The organism is Miltoncostaea marina (assembly GCF_018141525.1).
Classification (GTDB): Bacteria; Actinomycetota; Thermoleophilia; order Miltoncostaeales; family Miltoncostaeaceae; genus Miltoncostaea; species Miltoncostaea marina.
The window spans coordinates 325,091-340,381 of record NZ_CP064655.1 but is presented as its reverse complement, the minus strand read 5'-3'; the positions used below and the strand labels follow the sequence as shown (position 1 = coordinate 340,381).

At 76.3% G+C, this 15,291-nt stretch carries 13 protein-coding genes; 10 read left to right on the top strand and 3 right to left on the bottom strand.

Annotated elements, in window-relative coordinates:
- Window positions 1-33: 33 nt before the first annotated feature.
- From ITJ85_RS01660 to ITJ85_RS01620, 9 genes are read left to right on the top strand one after another with little or no spacing between them, the layout of a single operon-like run.
- Window positions 34-969, top strand: coding sequence for an MIP/aquaporin family protein (locus tag ITJ85_RS01660; protein WP_217914623.1), 936 nt, complete (start codon window positions 34-36; stop codon window positions 967-969).
- Complete coding sequence (gene dhaK / locus ITJ85_RS01655) at window positions 966-1,967, top strand: dihydroxyacetone kinase subunit DhaK (RefSeq protein WP_217914622.1); 1,002 nt, start codon at window positions 966-968, stop codon at window positions 1,965-1,967. Before ITJ85_RS01660 ends, dhaK begins: the two co-directional genes overlap by 4 nt.
- Window positions 1,964-2,605 (top strand): dihydroxyacetone kinase subunit DhaL, encoded by a 642-nt coding sequence (dhaL, locus tag ITJ85_RS01650; RefSeq protein WP_217914621.1) that lies wholly within the window; start codon window positions 1,964-1,966, stop codon window positions 2,603-2,605. The genes dhaK and dhaL overlap by 4 nt, the downstream gene beginning before the upstream one ends.
- Before the next feature lie 19 nt (window positions 2,606-2,624).
- Window positions 2,625-4,133 carry a glycerol kinase GlpK gene (gene glpK / locus ITJ85_RS01645; RefSeq protein ID WP_217914620.1) on the top strand — a complete coding sequence of 503 codons (1,509 nt, stop codon included), beginning with the start codon at window positions 2,625-2,627 and terminating at the stop codon, window positions 4,131-4,133.
- A gap of 8 nt (window positions 4,134-4,141) precedes the next feature.
- A complete protein-coding gene (gene glpA, locus ITJ85_RS01640) occupies window positions 4,142-5,704 on the top strand; it encodes an anaerobic glycerol-3-phosphate dehydrogenase subunit GlpA (protein WP_343232984.1) in 1,563 nt (520 codons plus the stop codon).
- Window positions 5,701-6,954, top strand: coding sequence for a glycerol-3-phosphate dehydrogenase subunit GlpB (gene glpB, locus ITJ85_RS01635; RefSeq protein WP_217914619.1), 1,254 nt, complete (start codon window positions 5,701-5,703; stop codon window positions 6,952-6,954). The genes glpA and glpB overlap by 4 nt, the downstream gene beginning before the upstream one ends.
- Window positions 6,954-8,189, top strand: coding sequence for an anaerobic glycerol-3-phosphate dehydrogenase subunit C (locus ITJ85_RS01630; RefSeq protein ID WP_217914618.1), 1,236 nt, complete (start codon window positions 6,954-6,956; stop codon window positions 8,187-8,189). Before glpB ends, ITJ85_RS01630 begins: the two co-directional genes overlap by 1 nt.
- A 7-nt stretch (window positions 8,190-8,196) precedes the next feature.
- A complete protein-coding gene (ptsP, locus tag ITJ85_RS01625) occupies window positions 8,197-10,689 on the top strand; it encodes a phosphoenolpyruvate--protein phosphotransferase (RefSeq protein ID WP_217914617.1) in 2,493 nt (830 codons plus the stop codon).
- A gap of 8 nt (window positions 10,690-10,697) precedes the next feature.
- Window positions 10,698-11,744: an NAD-dependent epimerase/dehydratase family protein gene (locus ITJ85_RS01620; RefSeq protein WP_217914616.1), complete on the top strand. Its 1,047-nt coding sequence runs from the start codon at window positions 10,698-10,700 to the stop codon at window positions 11,742-11,744.
- On the opposite strand, the gene ITJ85_RS01615 is transcribed toward ITJ85_RS01620, so the two are convergent.
- From ITJ85_RS01615 to ITJ85_RS01605, 3 genes are all read right to left on the bottom strand, one after another.
- Window positions 11,662-12,018: a hypothetical protein gene (locus tag ITJ85_RS01615; protein ID WP_217914615.1), complete on the bottom strand. Its 357-nt coding sequence runs from the start codon at window positions 12,016-12,018 to the stop codon at window positions 11,662-11,664. The two genes, ITJ85_RS01620 and ITJ85_RS01615, sit on opposite strands and share 83 nt — an antisense overlap.
- Window positions 12,019-12,265: 247 nt before the next feature.
- The gene (locus ITJ85_RS01610) at window positions 12,266-12,889 is read right to left on the bottom strand and encodes a metallophosphoesterase family protein (protein ID WP_281412213.1); all 624 of its coding nucleotides are present in this window, start codon (window positions 12,887-12,889) and stop codon (window positions 12,266-12,268) included.
- 17 nt (window positions 12,890-12,906) lie between these two features.
- Entirely contained in the window at window positions 12,907-13,689 is a 783-nt protein-coding gene (locus ITJ85_RS01605; protein WP_217914613.1) for an enoyl-ACP reductase FabI, read from the bottom strand.
- A gap of 93 nt (window positions 13,690-13,782) precedes the next feature.
- Between ITJ85_RS01605 and ITJ85_RS01600 the strand changes: the two genes are divergently transcribed.
- Window positions 13,783-15,198 (top strand): copper resistance CopC/CopD family protein, encoded by a 1,416-nt coding sequence (locus ITJ85_RS01600; protein ID WP_217914612.1) that lies wholly within the window; start codon window positions 13,783-13,785, stop codon window positions 15,196-15,198.
- The last annotated feature ends 93 nt before the right edge of the window (window positions 15,199-15,291 follow it).

Below are 15,291 nucleotides of genomic sequence, written 5' to 3'. Positions count from 1 at the left end.
ACGATCGACACAACCTCTCGAGAAGGGGGCGACGTGGCCGACGAGGCAGGGCGGGTTCCGGGCGGCGGGAGCGGTGTCCCGCCCGGGAAGACGGGCTGGCGGGGCACTCCCGCCGGTGAGTACCTGGCCGAGTTCCTCGGCACATTCGTGCTGGTCGGCTTCGGCACGGCGGTGGTCGCCATGTATGTGGCCGCCCTGCCACTGTCGGGCAGGGGCGAGGGGATCACCTCCGACGCCGACTGGCTCCTCATCTGCTGGGGATGGGGCATGGCGGTCGTGTTCGGCGTCTACGTGGCCGGCGGCGTGACCGGGGCGCACATCAACCCGGCCGTGACGGTCGCCTTCGCGTCGTTCGGCCGCTTCCCGTGGCGCAAGGTGCCCGGGTACATCGTCGCGCAGGTGCTCGGTGCGCTGGCCGGCGCCGCGCTGGTGTACATGACCTACCGGGACGCGATCCAGGCGTTCGAGGCGGCGAACGGCATCGAGCGCGACGGCGGCGACGGGACCGTCAGCATCTTCGTGACGCCACCGGCGCCGTACTTCGACGACTACTGGGGACCGTTCATCACCGAGGTGATCGGGACGGCCTTCCTGCTGCTGATCATCTTCGCCGTGGTGGACAGGATGAACCTGCCGCCCAAGGCCAACCTCGCGCCGCTGATCATCGGCCTCGGGGTCTTCGCGATCGGCATGTCGTGGGGCGCCAACTCCGGGTACGCGATCAACCCGGCACGTGACTTCGGCCCGCGCGTGCTGACGTGGCTGATGGGCTGGGGCGACGCCGCCTTCCCGGGGGCGCAGAACAACCTCGGCGCATACTGGTGGGTGCCGGTCGTCGGACCGCTGATCGGTGCGGTGATCGGCGCCGCGATCTACAAGTTCGTCATCGAGGACATCCTGCACGCCCGGCGCAAGCCCGAGGACCTCGACGTCATCAGCCGCGGGGAGACCGTGGAGGACGAGTCGTGAAGAAGCTCCTCAACGACCCGGCCGACCTGGTCGCCGACAGCCTGCGCGGCATGGCGGCCGCGCACGGCGACATCCTGCGGGTGAACCTCGACCCCGCGTACGTGGTGCGCGCCGACGCGCCGGTCGCGGGCAAGGTGGGCGTGCTGTCGGGCGGGGGCTCGGGGCACGAGCCGATGCACGGCGGCTTCGTCGGCCGCGGCATGCTCGACGTCGCCTGCCCGGGGGAGGTCTTCACCTCCCCCACCCCCGACCAGATGCTCGAGGCGACGAAGGCGGTCGACGGCGGCGCCGGCGTGCTGCACATCGTCAAGAACTACACCGGCGACGTGCTGAACTTCGAGATGGCGGCCGACCTCGCCCGGGAGGAGGGCGTCACGGTCGAGGCGGTCGTCATCGACGACGACGTGGCCGTGCAGGACAGCCTCTACACCGCCGGCCGGCGCGGCGTGGGCGCCACGGTGCTGGCCGAGAAGATCGTCGGCGCGGCGGCCGAGGAGGGCAAGGACCTCGCGACCGTCGCGGACCTCTGCCGGCGGGTGGACGACCGCGCGCGCAGCATGGGCATGGCGCTCACCTCCTGCACCGTGCCGAGCGCCGGCACGCCGACGTTCGAGCTCGGCGAGGACGAGATGGAGATCGGCATCGGCATCCACGGCGAGCCGGGGCGCGAGCGCCTGCCGCTCGAGCGCGCCCGCGACATCGTCGGCCGCATGGCCACGGCCATCGTGGAGGACCTGCCGTTCGCCTCCGGCGACCGCGTGCTGGCCTTCGTCAACGGGATGGGCGGCACGCCGCTCATCGAGCTCTACCTCGTGTTCGAGGAGCTGCGGCGATTCCTCGAGGAGCGCGACATCACGATCGCGCGCAGCCTCGTGGGCTCGTACATCACCTCGCTCGAGATGGCGGGCTGCTCGATCACCCTGCTCCAGCTCGACGACGAGATGACGCGGCTGTGGGACGCGCCCGTGCGGACCGCCGGCCTGCGGTGGGGCGCGTGAGCGGCGCGGAGGAGATCACCACCGGGGAGCTCGTCGCGTGGCTGCGGCGGTTCGCGGCCGCGGTGGAGGAGGTGAAGGACGAGCTCACCCGGCTCGACTCGGCGATCGGCGACGCCGACCACGGCACGAACATGAGCCGCGGCATGACGGCCGTCGTCGCCAAGCTCGACGCCGGGGAGCCGGCCGACGCGCCGGCGCTGATGCGGGCGGTCGGGATGACGCTCATCTCGAAGGTCGGCGGGGCGGGCGGGCCGCTCTACGGCACGTTCTTCCTGCAGTTCGGCTCGGCGGCCGGCGGCGACACGCTCACGCCGCAGGGCTGGCTGGGGGCGTTCGAGGCCGGCGTGGCGGGGGTGCAGGCGCGCGGCAAGGCCGAGCCGCAGGACAAGACCATGGTGGACGCCCTGCTGCCGGCGGCGGCCGCGATGCGGGCGGCGATCGGCGAGGGCGCCGCGTTCGCGGACGCGCTCGCCGCGGCCGCCGACGCGGCCGAGGACGGCATGCGGGCGACCATCCCGCTCGTCGCCCGCAAGGGGCGCGCGAGCTACCTGGGCGAGCGCAGCGCGGGGCATCAGGACCCGGGCGCCACGTCGAGCGCCCTGCTGGTGCGGTGCGCGGCGCAGACGTGGGCCGGATAGCGACAGGATCGGAGGAGAGGTGGCCGAGTACGCAGGCGCGATCGACCAGGGGACCACGAGCACCCGCTTCATGGTCTTCGACTCCGGCGGGCACGTCGTCTCGATCGCCCAGAAGGAGCACGAGCAGATCTACCCCAAGCCCGGCTGGGTGGAGCACGACCCCATGGAGGTCTGGCGGCGCACGGAGGAGGTGATCGGCGAGGCGCTGCAGTCGGCGGGGCTCGACAAGGACCAGCTCGCGGCGATCGGCATCACCAACCAGCGCGAGACCGCCGTCGTGTGGGACCGGAGCACCGGCGAGCCGGTGCACAACGCGATCGTGTGGCAGGACACGCGCACCGACCAGATCTGCAACCGCCTCGCCGCCGAGGGCGGTCAGGACCGCTTCCGGCAGCAGACGGGCCTGCCGATCGCCACCTATTTCTCGGGGCCGAAGATCCGCTGGATCCTCGACAACGTGGCGGGCGCCGAGCAGCGCGCAGAGGCCGGCGACCTGCTGTTCGGCAACATGGACACCTGGGTGATCTGGAACCTGACCGGCGGCACCGACGGCGGGCTGCACATCACCGACGTGACCAACGCCAGCCGGACCCTGCTGATGAACCTGCAGACGCTCGACTGGGACGACGACCTGCTGTCGGCCATCGGCGTGCCGCGGGCGATGCTGCCCGAGGTCCACGCGTCGAGCGAGGTCTACGGCGAGGCGCGCACGAAGGCGGTCGAGGGCATCCAGGTCGCGGGCGACCTCGGCGACCAGCAGGCGGCCCTGTTCGGCCAGACCTGCTTCGCCGTCGGCGAGGCCAAGAACACGTACGGCACCGGCAACTTCCTGCTGCTCAACACGGGCACGGAGCCGGTGCAGAGCAAGCACGGGCTCATCACGACGCCGGCCTACCGCATCGGCGACGCCGAGACGGTGTACGCCCTCGAGGGCTCGATCGCGATCACCGGCGCGCTCGTGCAGTGGCTGCGTGACAACCTCAAGATGATCAAGGCCGCGCCGGAGGTCGAGGAGCTGGCGATGACCGTCGAGGACAACGGCGGGGTCTACTTCGTGCCGGCCTTCTCGGGCCTGTTCGCGCCGTACTGGCGCTCGGACGCGCGCGGCGTGATCGCGGGCCTCACCCGCTACGCCACCGCGGGCCACATCGCCCGGGCCACCCTGGAGGCCACCGCCTACCAGAGCCGCGAGGTCGTGGAGGCCATGAACGCCGACTCCGGCGTCGCCCTGGAGTCGCTGAAGGTCGACGGGGGCATGGTGGCGAACGACCTCCTGATGCAGTTCCAGGCCGACATCCTCGACGTCGACGTCATCCGGCCGGCGGTCGCCGAGACCACCGCGCTCGGCGCCGCCTACGCGGCGGGCCTCGCCGTCGGCATGTGGACCGAGCAGGAGGACCTGCGCGAGAACTGGGTGGAGGACAAGCGCTGGACGCCCTCCATGGAGGCGGACCGGCGCGAGCGCGAGTACCGCGGCTGGAAGAAGGCGGTCACCCGCACGTTCGACTGGGTGGAGGACGAGGGCTGACCACCACCATCGGATGTGACGTCCTCGTCATCGGCGGCGGCGCGACCGGCCTCGGGGTCGTGCGCGACGCCGCCATGCGGGGCTGGTCGGCCGTGCTCGTGGAGCGGGTCGACCTGGGCCAGGGCACCACCGGCCGCTTCCACGGGCTGCTGCACTCGGGCGGCCGCTACGTCGTCTCGGACCCGCGCTCGGCGACCGAGTGCGCCGAGGAGAACGCGATCCTGCGCCGCATCGCGGCCGACGCGGTGGAGGACACGGGCGGGCTCTTCGTCACCACCCCGGCCGACGACCCCGCGTACGCCGACCGGTTCCTCGCGGGGTGCGCCGAGCACGGCGTCGCGGCCGAGGAGGTGCCGGTGGCCGAGGCCCTGCGCCGCGAGCCCCGGCTCAACCCCGCCATCTCGCGCGCCTTCGAGGTGGCCGACGCGTCCATCGACTCGTGGACCCTGCTCTGGGGCAACGCCCGCTCGGCCAGGGAGCACGGCGCCCGGATCCTCCCCTACCACTGGGTGACGGGCGTGCTGCGCGACGGCGACCGCGTGGCCGGCGTGACCGCGCAGGACAACCGCGGCCACCGGGAGGTGCGCATCGAGGCGGGCTTCACGATCAACGCCGCGGGCGTCTGGGCCGGCCAGCTCGCCGACATGGCCGGCTGCCCCGGCGTGACGGTGGTGCCGGGCAAGGGGATCATGATCGCGATGAACCACCGGCTGGTGGGGACGGTGATCAACCGCTGCGAGCTGCCCGGCGACGGCGACATCCTGGTCCCGATCCACACGGTCTGCGTCATCGGCACCACCGACGTGAAGGCCCCGACCCCGGACGACCTCTCGATCGCCCGCGACCAGGTGCAGGAGATGCTCGACGCCGGCGAGGTGCTGGTGCCCGGCTTCCGCGAGTCGCGCGCGCTGCACGCCTGGTCGGGCAGCCGGCCGCTGTTCACGGACGAGCGCGCCGACGGCGCCCAGGACACCCGGCACATGAGCCGCGGGCTCGCGCTGGTCGACCACCTCGAGCGCGACGGCGTCGAGGGCTTCCTCACGATCACCGGGGGCAAGCTGACCACGTACCGGCTGATGGCCGAGACCGTCGTCGACGCGATGGGCGAGCAGCTCGGCGACCCGCGCCCGTGCCGCACGGCGGCCGAGCCGCTGCCGGGGTCCGAGGACGGGCGCCCCTACTGGCTGGGCTCGCGGCTGCGCCGCCAGGAGGAGGTCATGCCCGACGACCAGCTCATCTGCGAGTGCGAGCTCATGCAGCGCAGCCGCCTGGAGGCCGCCGCCGCGAGCCGGCCCGGGCTCAACCTCGACGACGTCCGCCGCGTGCTGCGGCTGGGGATGGGGCCCTGCCAGGGCGGCTTCTGCACCTACCGCGCCGCCGGCGTGCTGCACGCGATCGGCGACGCCGACGGCCCGCGCGCCGACGAGCTGCTGCTGCAGTTCCTGCACCACCGCTGGCTCGGCATCGAGCCGATCCTCGCCGGGCGGGGGATGCGCCAGGCGTGCATCGACGACTGGATCTTCCAGGGCGCGCTCGACGTCGAGCACCTGCCGGTCACCCCGCCCGCGTGACGCGGGTCGCGGTCATCGGCGCCGGGCTCGCCGGCCTCGTCTGCGCCCTGCGGCTGGCGCAGGGCGGCGCCGACGTGACGGTGTTCAGCCGCGGCACCGGCGGCCTGCACCTGACCCCCGGGATGATCGACGTGCTGGGCTACGCGCCCGAGCGGGTGGAGGCCCCCGGCGAGACCCTCGCCGGGTGGGTCGCCGCCCGGCCGGAGCACCCCTACGCGCAGCTGGCCGGCGCGCCGCTCGAGGAGGCGCTCGACTGGTTCCGCGGGGTCGCGGCGCCGCTGCGCTACGGCGGCGACCTCGCCGCCAACATGCTGCTCCCGACCGCCGCCGGGGTGGCGCGCCCCACCGCGATGGCGCCGGCGGGCATGGCCGCGGGCGACCTGCGCGGCGGGCGGCGGGTGGTGGCCGTGGGGCTGCGCGCCCTGAAGGACTTCTTCCCGGCGTACCTCGCCGACAACCTGCGCCGGGCCGCCCTGCCCGGCGGCGCGGCCGTGGAGGCGCGCCACGCGGTCGCCACCTGGAGCCCGCGCCCCGGCGCCGACGTGCAGGGCCACTACTTCGCCCGCGCCCTGGACGAGCCGGGGGCCCGCGCCGGGCTGGCCGCCGAGCTGCGGGCGATCGTGGAGCCCGGCGAGACCGTGCTGATGCCGGCGGTGCTCGGGATGCGGGCCTCCGCCGAGGCCTGGGAGGACCTCTGCGAGCGGGCCGGCGCGCCGATCGCGGAGGTGCCGACGCTGCCCCCCTGCATCCCCGGCATGCGACTCAACCTGCTGCTCACCCGCGCGCTCGGCGAGGCCGGCGGGCGGATGGTGGTGGGGCCCGAGGCGGTCGGCGTCGACGGCTCCGGCGGGCGCATCGACGCGGTGCGCATTCGCGACGCCGCCCGCGTGCGCGCGGTGCCGGCCGACCACGTGGTGCTCGCGACGGGCGGCTTCGAGTCGGGCGGCGTCGAGCTCGACTCGTACGGCGCGGTGCGCGAGCCGGCCCTCGGCCTGCCGGTGGCCGGGCCGCCGGGGGGCGGGCGCGGCCTCGGCCCGCGCCACCTCGACGAGCACCCGCTCATGGCGGCGGGGGTGCGGGTGGACGACCGGCTGCGGCCGGTCGACGCGTCGGGCGCGCCCGTGTGGGGCAACCTGCGGGCGGCCGGCTCGATCATCGCCGGGGCGGTGCCCTGGCGGGAGAAGTCCGGCGAGGGCATCGCGATCGCGGCGGGCCACCGCGCGGCGTGCACGATCCTGGAGGACACCTGATGGCACACCCCCTGCACGACGCCGTGCGCGGCTCGCTCGACAACTGCGTCAAGTGCACGATCTGCGAGACGTACTGCCCCGTGTCGGCCGCGACGCCGCTGTTCCCCGGGCCGAAGTACGTGGGCCCGCAGGCCGAGCGCTTCCGCGGCGAGGGCCCCTCGCCGGACGACTCGCTCACCTGGTGCTCGAGCTGCGGCATCTGCACCCACGTCTGCCCGCAGGGCGTGAAGATCGCCGAGATCAACTCGATCGCCAAGGCCGAGATGGCCGCCGAGCGCGGCATCCCGCTGCGCGACCGGCTCATCGCGCGGCCCACGCTGGCCGGGCGCCTGGGGGCGCCGGTCGCGCCGCTCGCCAACCGGCTGGCGCGCAACCGCCTCGTGCGCGCGGCGGTGGAGCGCGCCGTCGGCGTCCACCGCCGGGCGGCCCTGCCGACGTGGGCGGGCCGCACCTTCCAGAGCCGCACGCGCCTGCGCCGCCAGCCGCCCGGCCGCCCCGGCGAGCGCCCCGCGGTCGTCTACTTCCACGGCTGCGCCGCGAACTACTACGAGACGCACACCGCCGAGATGGCCGTGCGCGTGCTGGAGATGCAGGGCCTCGACGTGATCGTGCCCCGCCAGGGCTGCTGCGGCCTGCCCCTGCAGAGCAACGGCCTCTACCCCGCGGCGCGCCACTACGTCCGCCGCCTCGCCGGCTCGCTCGCCCCCTACGCCCGCGCCGGACATGACATCGTCTCCACGTCCACGAGCTGCGGCCTGATGCTGAAGCGCGAGGCGCGGGAGATCCTGGACATGGAGGACGACGACGACCTGCGGGCGGTGTCCGGCCGGATGTACGACATCTGCGAGTACCTGGCGCTCATGCACGAGCGCGGCGAGCTGCGCACCGACCTGCTGACGCCGCTCGACATGGAGGTGCCCTACCACGCGCCCTGCCAGCTGCGCGGACACGGCGTCGGCACGCCCGCGATGGACCTCATGCGGCTCATCCCGGGCCTGCGGCCGCGCCAGGTCGACGCGGTCTGCTGCGGCGTCGCCGGCACGTACGGGCTCAAGCGCGAGAAGTACGACGTCGCGATGGCGGTGGGCGAGCCGGTGTTCGGGCAGGTGCGCGAGTCGGGCGCCGAGCTGTCGGTGTGCGACTCGGAGACCTGCCGCTGGCACATCGCCGAGGCGACCGGCGTGCCCTCGGTGCACCCGGTGGCGATGCTGCACCGCTCGTACGGGCTCGGCTGACCGCCGCGTGGTCGGGGTCGTCATCGTCTCGCACAGCGCCGGGCTGGCCGACGGCGTGGCCGAGCTCGCGCGCGAGATGGCCGGGCCGGAGGTGCCGGTCGAGGCCGCCGGCGGGCTCGACGAGCCGGGGCGGCCGACCGGGACCGACGCGGCCCTCGTGATGGCCGCCCTCGAGCGCGTGCTCGGAGGCGGGGGCGAGGCGCTGGTGCTGATGGACCTCGGCTCGGCGGTGATGAGCGCGGAGACGGCGATCGACCTGCTGCCCGACGACGCCCGCGGGCGCGTGCGCCTGTGCGCCGCCCCGCTCGTGGAGGGGGCGGTGGCGGCCGCCGCGGCCGCCCGCGGCGGCGCCGGGCTCGACGAGGTGGAGGCCGAGGCGCTGCGCGGCCTCGCCGGCAAGCGCGCCCACCTCGGCGCGCCCGGGGACGGCGGCGACGGCGCGCCCGCGGGCCGGCCGGCGCGCGACGGCGGCGAGGGCGAGGGCTGGGAGGAGGCGACGGCCGTCATCCGCGACCCGCTCGGCCTGCACGCGCGCCCGGCGGCCTCGCTGGTGCGGGCGGTGGCCGGGCTCGACGCCGACGTGCGGATCAGCAACGACTCCGCGGGCACCGGCCCGGCTTCGGCCCGCAGCCTCACGGCGCTGTCGGCGCTCGGGGTGCTGGAGGGCCACCGGGTGCGCATCGCCGCGCGCGGTCCCGACGCGCGCGCGGCGCTCGGGGCGCTGCTGGCGGCCATCGCCGAGGGCGCCGACGCCGCGCCCGCGCCCGCCGCCGCGCCGGAGCGGCCCGAGGCGGCCCCGCCCGCCGCCGGCGAGCAGCTGCGCGGCGTCGCCGCGGCCCCCGGGGCCGGCATCGGGCCCGCGCGGGTGCCCCGCGAGCCGGAGCCGCCCGACCCAGCGCCGGCCGGCACGCCGCACGAGGAGGAGTGGGCGCTGCTCGAGGCGCGGGCCGCCACCGCCGCGGACCTGCGCGCGGCGGGCGAGCTCGCCGCCGAGCGCGCCGGGCGCGAGGCGGCGGAGATCATCGAGGCCCAGCTGCTCGTGCTCGACGACGAGGAGCTGGTGGCCGTCGCCTCGCGCGCGCTGGCCGAGGGCGTCTCGGCGGCGGCGGCGTGGGACCGGGCGGTCCGCGCGGCGGCGGCGGCCTTCGACGCGCTCGACGACGAGTACCTGCGCCAGCGGGCCGCCGACCTGCGCGAGGTGGGCCGGCGGGTGCTGGCCCACCTGGCGGGCGCGGCGCACGAGGAGGCCGCCCCGGGCGTGGTGGTGGTGGGCGAGCTGGGCGCGGCCGAGGCGGCCGTCCTCGATCCGCAGCGGGTGGCCGCCGTCGCGTCGGCGGGCGGCGGGCCGAGCTCGCACGCCGCGATCATCGCCCGGGCGATCGGCGTGCCGTACGTCGCGGGCCTCGGGCCGCGGGTGCTGGCCGTCGCGGACGGCGCGCCGCTGCTGGTGGACGGCGACGCGGGCACGGTCACCGTCGACCCGCCGCCCGACGTGGTCGAGGCCCACCGGGCGCGCCACGCCGACGACGCGCGGCGCGCCGAGACGGCCCGCGAGCACGCCCACGAGCCGGCCGTGACCCGCGACGGCGTGCGCGTCGAGGTGGAGGCCAACATCGGCGCGCCGGGCGACGCGCTGCAGGCGGTCGCCGCCGGCGCCGACGGGGTCGGGCTGCTGCGCACCGAGCTGCTGTTCCTGGGCCGCGCGGAGGCGCCCGACGAGGAGGAGCAGCGGCTCGCCTACGTCGCCAGCGCCGCCGCGCTGGCCGGGCGGCGGGTCACCCTGCGCACGCTCGACGCCGGCGGCGACAAGCCCCTGCCCTACCTGACCCGCCCGCCCGAGGACAACCCGTTCCTCGGCGTGCGCGGGGTGCGCCTGTCGCTGGAGCGGCCCGAGCTGATGGTGGTGCAGCTGCGCGCGGCGCTGCGGGCGGCGGCCGAGCACCCGCTCGCGATCATGTTCCCCATGGTGAGCGAGGTCGGCGAGCTGCGGGCCGCCCTCGGGCTGCTGGACCAGGCGCGGGACGCGCTCGCCGCCGAGGGCATCCCGGCCGGCGACCCCGAGGTGGGCGTGATGGTCGAGGTGCCGGCCGCGGCCGTGCTGGCCGGCGCGTTCGCGCCGCACGTCGCGTTCCTGTCGATCGGCACGAACGACCTGGTGCAGTACACGATGGCCGCCGAGCGCGGCAACGGCGCCCTCGCCCGGCTCGCGGACCCGCTCCACCCCGCCGTGCTGCGCCTGATCGACGGCGTCGTCCGCGCGGCCGGGCCGCACGGCTGCCGGGTGGCGGTGTGCGGCGAGGCGGCCTCCGACCCCGTCGCGGTGCCCGTGCTCGTGGGCCTCGGCGTGCGGGAGCTGAGCGTGGCGCCGCCGCTCGTGCCCGGCACCAAGGCGGCCGTGCGCGCGACCGACGCCGGCGGGGCGCGCGAGCTGGCGTCGCGCGCCCTGGAGCTGAGCGACGCCGCCGCGGTCCGCGCGCTCGTCACGGGGGCGCCGGCCTGAGCGCCGCCGTGCTCGTCACCGGCGGGGCCGGGTTCGTGGGGCGCGCGGTGCTCGACCGCCTGGTGGCGGAGGGCCGCCCCGTGCGGGCGCTGGCGCGCTCGGACGCCTCGGCCGCCGCGCTCGCCGCGGCGGGCGCCGAGCCCGTGCGCGGCGACATCCTCGACCCCGCCTCGCTGGGGCGCGCGATGCACGGCTGCGAGGTCGTCTACCACCTCGCCGGGCTCAACGGCTTCTGCCTGCCCCGGCCCTCGGAGCTGTTCGCGCTCAACGTCGACGGCACGCGCAACGTCGTGCGGGCCGCGGCGGCCGCCGGCGCGCGCCGCGTGGTGCACACCTCGTCGGCCGCGACGATCGGCGAGCCCCGGGGCACCGTGGCCACCGAACGCACGCCCCACCGGGGCACGTTCCTCTCCCACTACGAGCGCTCGAAGACGCTCGCGGAGGAGGTCGCGTTCGCCGAGGCGCGGGCCGCCGGGCTCGAGCTGGTGAGCGTCAACCCGGCCTCCGTGCAGGGCCCCGGCCGCACGAAGGGCACGGCCCGCATCCTGATCGACGCGCTCAACGGCCGCCTGCGGCTGGTGGTCGATTCGCGCATGTCGCTGGTCTCGATCGACGACTGCGCCGAGGGCCACCTGCTGGCCGAGCGCCGCGGCGCGCCCGGCGAGCGCTACCTGCTGTGCGGCACCACGATGACCGTGACCGAGGCGCTCGAGCTGCTCGAGTCGATCGCCGGCGTGCGCGAGCGCCCGCGGACCCTGCCCGGCGGCGTCGCGCTGGCGATGGCCGCCGGGGCCGAGGCCCTCGCCCGCGCGCGCCGGCGCCGGCCGCCGGTGTGCCGCGAGATGGTGCGCACCCTGCTGCACGGGCACGCCTACGACGGCTCGCGCGCGCGGCGCGAGCTGGGCCTGGCCTACACGGCGCCCCGCGAGTGGATCGGGCGCGCGGTGCGCTGGTACGCGGACGAGGGCCTGGTCACGCGCGAGCTGCCGGGCCTCGACCGGGACCCGCCGGTGGCGCCGCCGGCGCCCCCCGGTGGTACGACCACGCCGCCATGACCCGGCGCGCGCGGGCGAGCTCGTCGTCCAGGACGCGGCGCCGGTAGCGCTCCTCGCCGAGCGCCACGGCGCCGAGGAGGAGGACCGCGACGCCCCCCAGCATCGTCGCCACCCGCACGAGCGCCTCGGTCAGCACCACCTCGCGGCCGGCGAGGTCGACGGCGGGCAGCACGTTCGGCGGCCGGCCGACCGACTCCTCGGTGAGCGACCGATCGACGATCGCCAGGCCCAGCGCGAGGAGGGCGGCGCCCACCACGGCGCCGACGGCCAGCACCCGCAGGCCGCGGCACGAGCAGCGACACCGCCAGGTTGAGCCGCGCCATGCGCCCGAGCGGCGGCGCCGCCGGCGCGACGCCGCGCGCCGGCCGGCGGCGCGGCGGGCGCGCCCCGCACGTCGCGCGCGAGCTCGGCGCCGGGCGGCGGCCCGGCCAGCGCCCGCCGCTCGCCACGCACCCTGCGGGCGAACCACGCCTCGATGGCCCGCGCCTCGGCGGCGTCGATCGCCGGCGGGGCGGGCGCGCTCACCCCCGCGGCCTCCGCAGCGGGATCGTGCGCGCGACCGGCCCGGCGGGGCCGGGCTCGATCACCCCCACCGCCGGGACGATCGCCTCGGCCGGCAGGCCCGAGCGGTGCCGGCGGTAGAGCCGGCCCTTCGGCGTGCTCCAGTCGAAGGCGGGGTCGTGCTCGGCCACGTAGACCGCGCCGGGGGAGAAGACGAGCGCGCCCTCCACCACCTCGTGCACCCGCACGTGCAGGTGGCCGACCACCACGACGTCCACGTCGCCGAAGCGCCGCCGCGCCGCGCGCGCGAACGACCCCAGCGGCGGCCGGCCCGCCACGAGCGAGCCCACCCCGGCCGCCAGCTCGGCGGGGGCGGGGCGGTGACCGTGGGTGAGGCCGATCCGCAGGCCGCCCGCCCGCACCACCAGGTCGCGCGGCAGCGCCCGCCCCTGGCGGCCGCGGTCGTGGTTGCCGCGCACCGCGGCGACGGGCGCGATCGCGCGCAGCCGGTCGAGCACGGCCGGGGCGGTCACGTCGCCGGCGTGCAGGATCAGGTCCGCGCCGGCGAGGGCGTCGCACACCTCGTCCGGCAGCGCCCGCAGGAGGTCGGGCACGTGCGTGTCCGCCACGACGCCGATGCGCATCGGCTGGGCCCCGGGGCCTACAAGCCGATGGCGTGGAAGCCGGCGTCGACGAAGATCGTCTCGCCGGTGATGCTCGCCGACAGCGGCGAGGCCAGGAAGAGCGCGGTGTCGGCCACCTCGTCCTGGGTGATCTCGCGGCGCAGCGGCGTGCGCTCGGCGGCCCGGTCGGCCATCGTCCCGAAGCCGGGGATGCCGCGCGCCGCCAGGGTGCGCACCGGCCCGGCCGAGATCGCGTTGACCCGGATCCCGCCGTCGCCGAGGTCCCACGACAGGTAGCGGACGATCGACTCGAGCGCCGACTTGGCGACGCCCATCACGTTGTAGCCGGGCACCGCGCGATCGGCCGCGATGTACGAGAGCGCCATGACCGAGCCCCCGCCGCGGGCCCGCATGTGCGGCTCGGCCTCGCGGGCCAGCGCGGCCAGCGAGTAGGCGGAGACGTCGAGCGCGAGGTGGAAGCCGTCGCGCGCGGTGTCGATGAAGCGGCCGCCGAGGTCCTCGGGGCGCGCGTAGGCCACCGCGTGCACCAGGACGTCGAAGCCGCCCCCGAGCGCCTCCGCGGCCTGGCCGGTGGCGGCCGTGATCTGGGCGTCGTCCTGCACGTCGAGCGGCAGCACGGCGGCGCAGTCGCGCAGCGTGGCGGCGAGCTTGCGCACCTCGCTCTCGGTGCGCTCGTTCTGGTAGGTCAACACCAGGCGCGCGCCCGCCTCGTCGAGCTTGCGGGCGATCGCCCAGGCGATGCTGCGCTTGTTGGCCACGCCCACGACGAGGCCGGTCTTCCCCTCAAGGAGCTGGGGCACGTGCCCTCCTCGGCTCGATCCGGGGCGGCACGCTACCACCTCGGGACCCGCCGCCGGTTGCGCCGCGCCCGCCCGGGCGCCACCATCGGGCGGATGCGCCGGATCCTCCTCGTCGTCGCCGCGCTGGCGGCGTTCCTCACCGCGAGCGGCACTGCGCTGGGGCACGCCTACCTCGTCAGCAGCACGCCGGCGAAGGACGCGAAGGTGCAGACGGCGCCCGACGTGCTCCTGATGAACTTCAACGAGCCGATCGAGCTGCTCAACCTCGGCGACGCCGACGTGGTGGACGAGGACGGCCAGCCGGTCAGCGCCGGCGCCGCGCGGCGCGGCACCGACACGCGCCAGCTGCAGATCCCGCTGCAGCCCGGCCTGCCGGACGGCACCTACACCGTGCGCTACAAGGTGATCGGCGCCGACTCGCACATCATCCCGGGCGTCTGGGTGTTCGGCGTCGGCGACGGCGAGCTCGGGCCGCCGTGGTTCGAGGGCGACGGCTCGGGCGGGCCCAGCGAGACGAGCGCCTGGGGCACCAGCTCGCGGTTCCTCGAGATCGTGGGCCTCGGCGGGCTGATCGGCCTGCTGGCCTTCCGCTGGCTGGTGTGGGCGCCGGCCGTGCGCGGCGGCCGCGACGTCTCCGACGCCGACCGCACGGCGGCCCTCACGTGGGGCCGCGACGCCTTCTGGGTGGGCTTCGGCGTGCTCGCCCTGGGCGCGATGCTCGCCGAGGGCTACCTGCTCGTGGTGCACACCGCCGGCGTGCTCGGCACCGACGTGCTGTCGGCGCTGCGCGACGCCACCGGCATCAGCCAGGTGCTCGGCGACACGCGCTTCGGCTCCTTGGTGCAGCTGCGCGGCGCGCTGCTGTTCGGGCTCTTCGCGATCGGCGCGATCCTCTTCATCCGCGAGTACGGCGGCGCGGGCACCCCGAAGGCCGCCACGGCGAGCGGCCCGCCATGGGCCGCCGTGCTGATGGCCGCCCTGCTGCTCAGCGTGCTCGGCGGCATCGCGGCCCAGGGGCACGCCAGCGTGGCCGACTGGGCCGCCGTGCAGATCGGCGCCCACCTGGTGCACGTGGTGGCGGTGGCCGTCTGGCTCACCGGCCTGGCGCTGGTCGCGATCGTGCACGTGCGCCTGCCGAAGGTCGCGCCCGGCGGCGGGCCCGCGCTGGCCGCGCGCGTGCTGACCCGCTTCTCGGCGGTCGCGTCCGTCGCCGTGGCCGTGGCGATCGCCTCGGGCCTCGTGCGCACGCTCGGCGAGCTCGACGACCCGGCCCAGCTCTGGGGCAGCGACTACGGCCAGAGCATCCTCTGGAAGCTCGCGCTGCTGGTGCCGATCGCGGTCATCGCGCTCTACAACCGGCGCATCGTGGCCGCGCTGGCGCGGGTGCGCCGGCCCAACGCGCCGACGCTGCGCCTGGTGCGCCGCACGGCGAGCGCCGAGCTCGCCCTGGCGCTGGTGATCGTGCTCATCGCCACCGTGCTCGTCGCCCAGGTGCCGGCGGGTGCCTGAGCGGGGCGCCCGGGGACGCGTCGTCCCTGCACGGAGGGGGCGGGACCGTTAGCCTCTGGGGGTTGACGCGTCGAGGAAAGGTGCGCCCCGAAC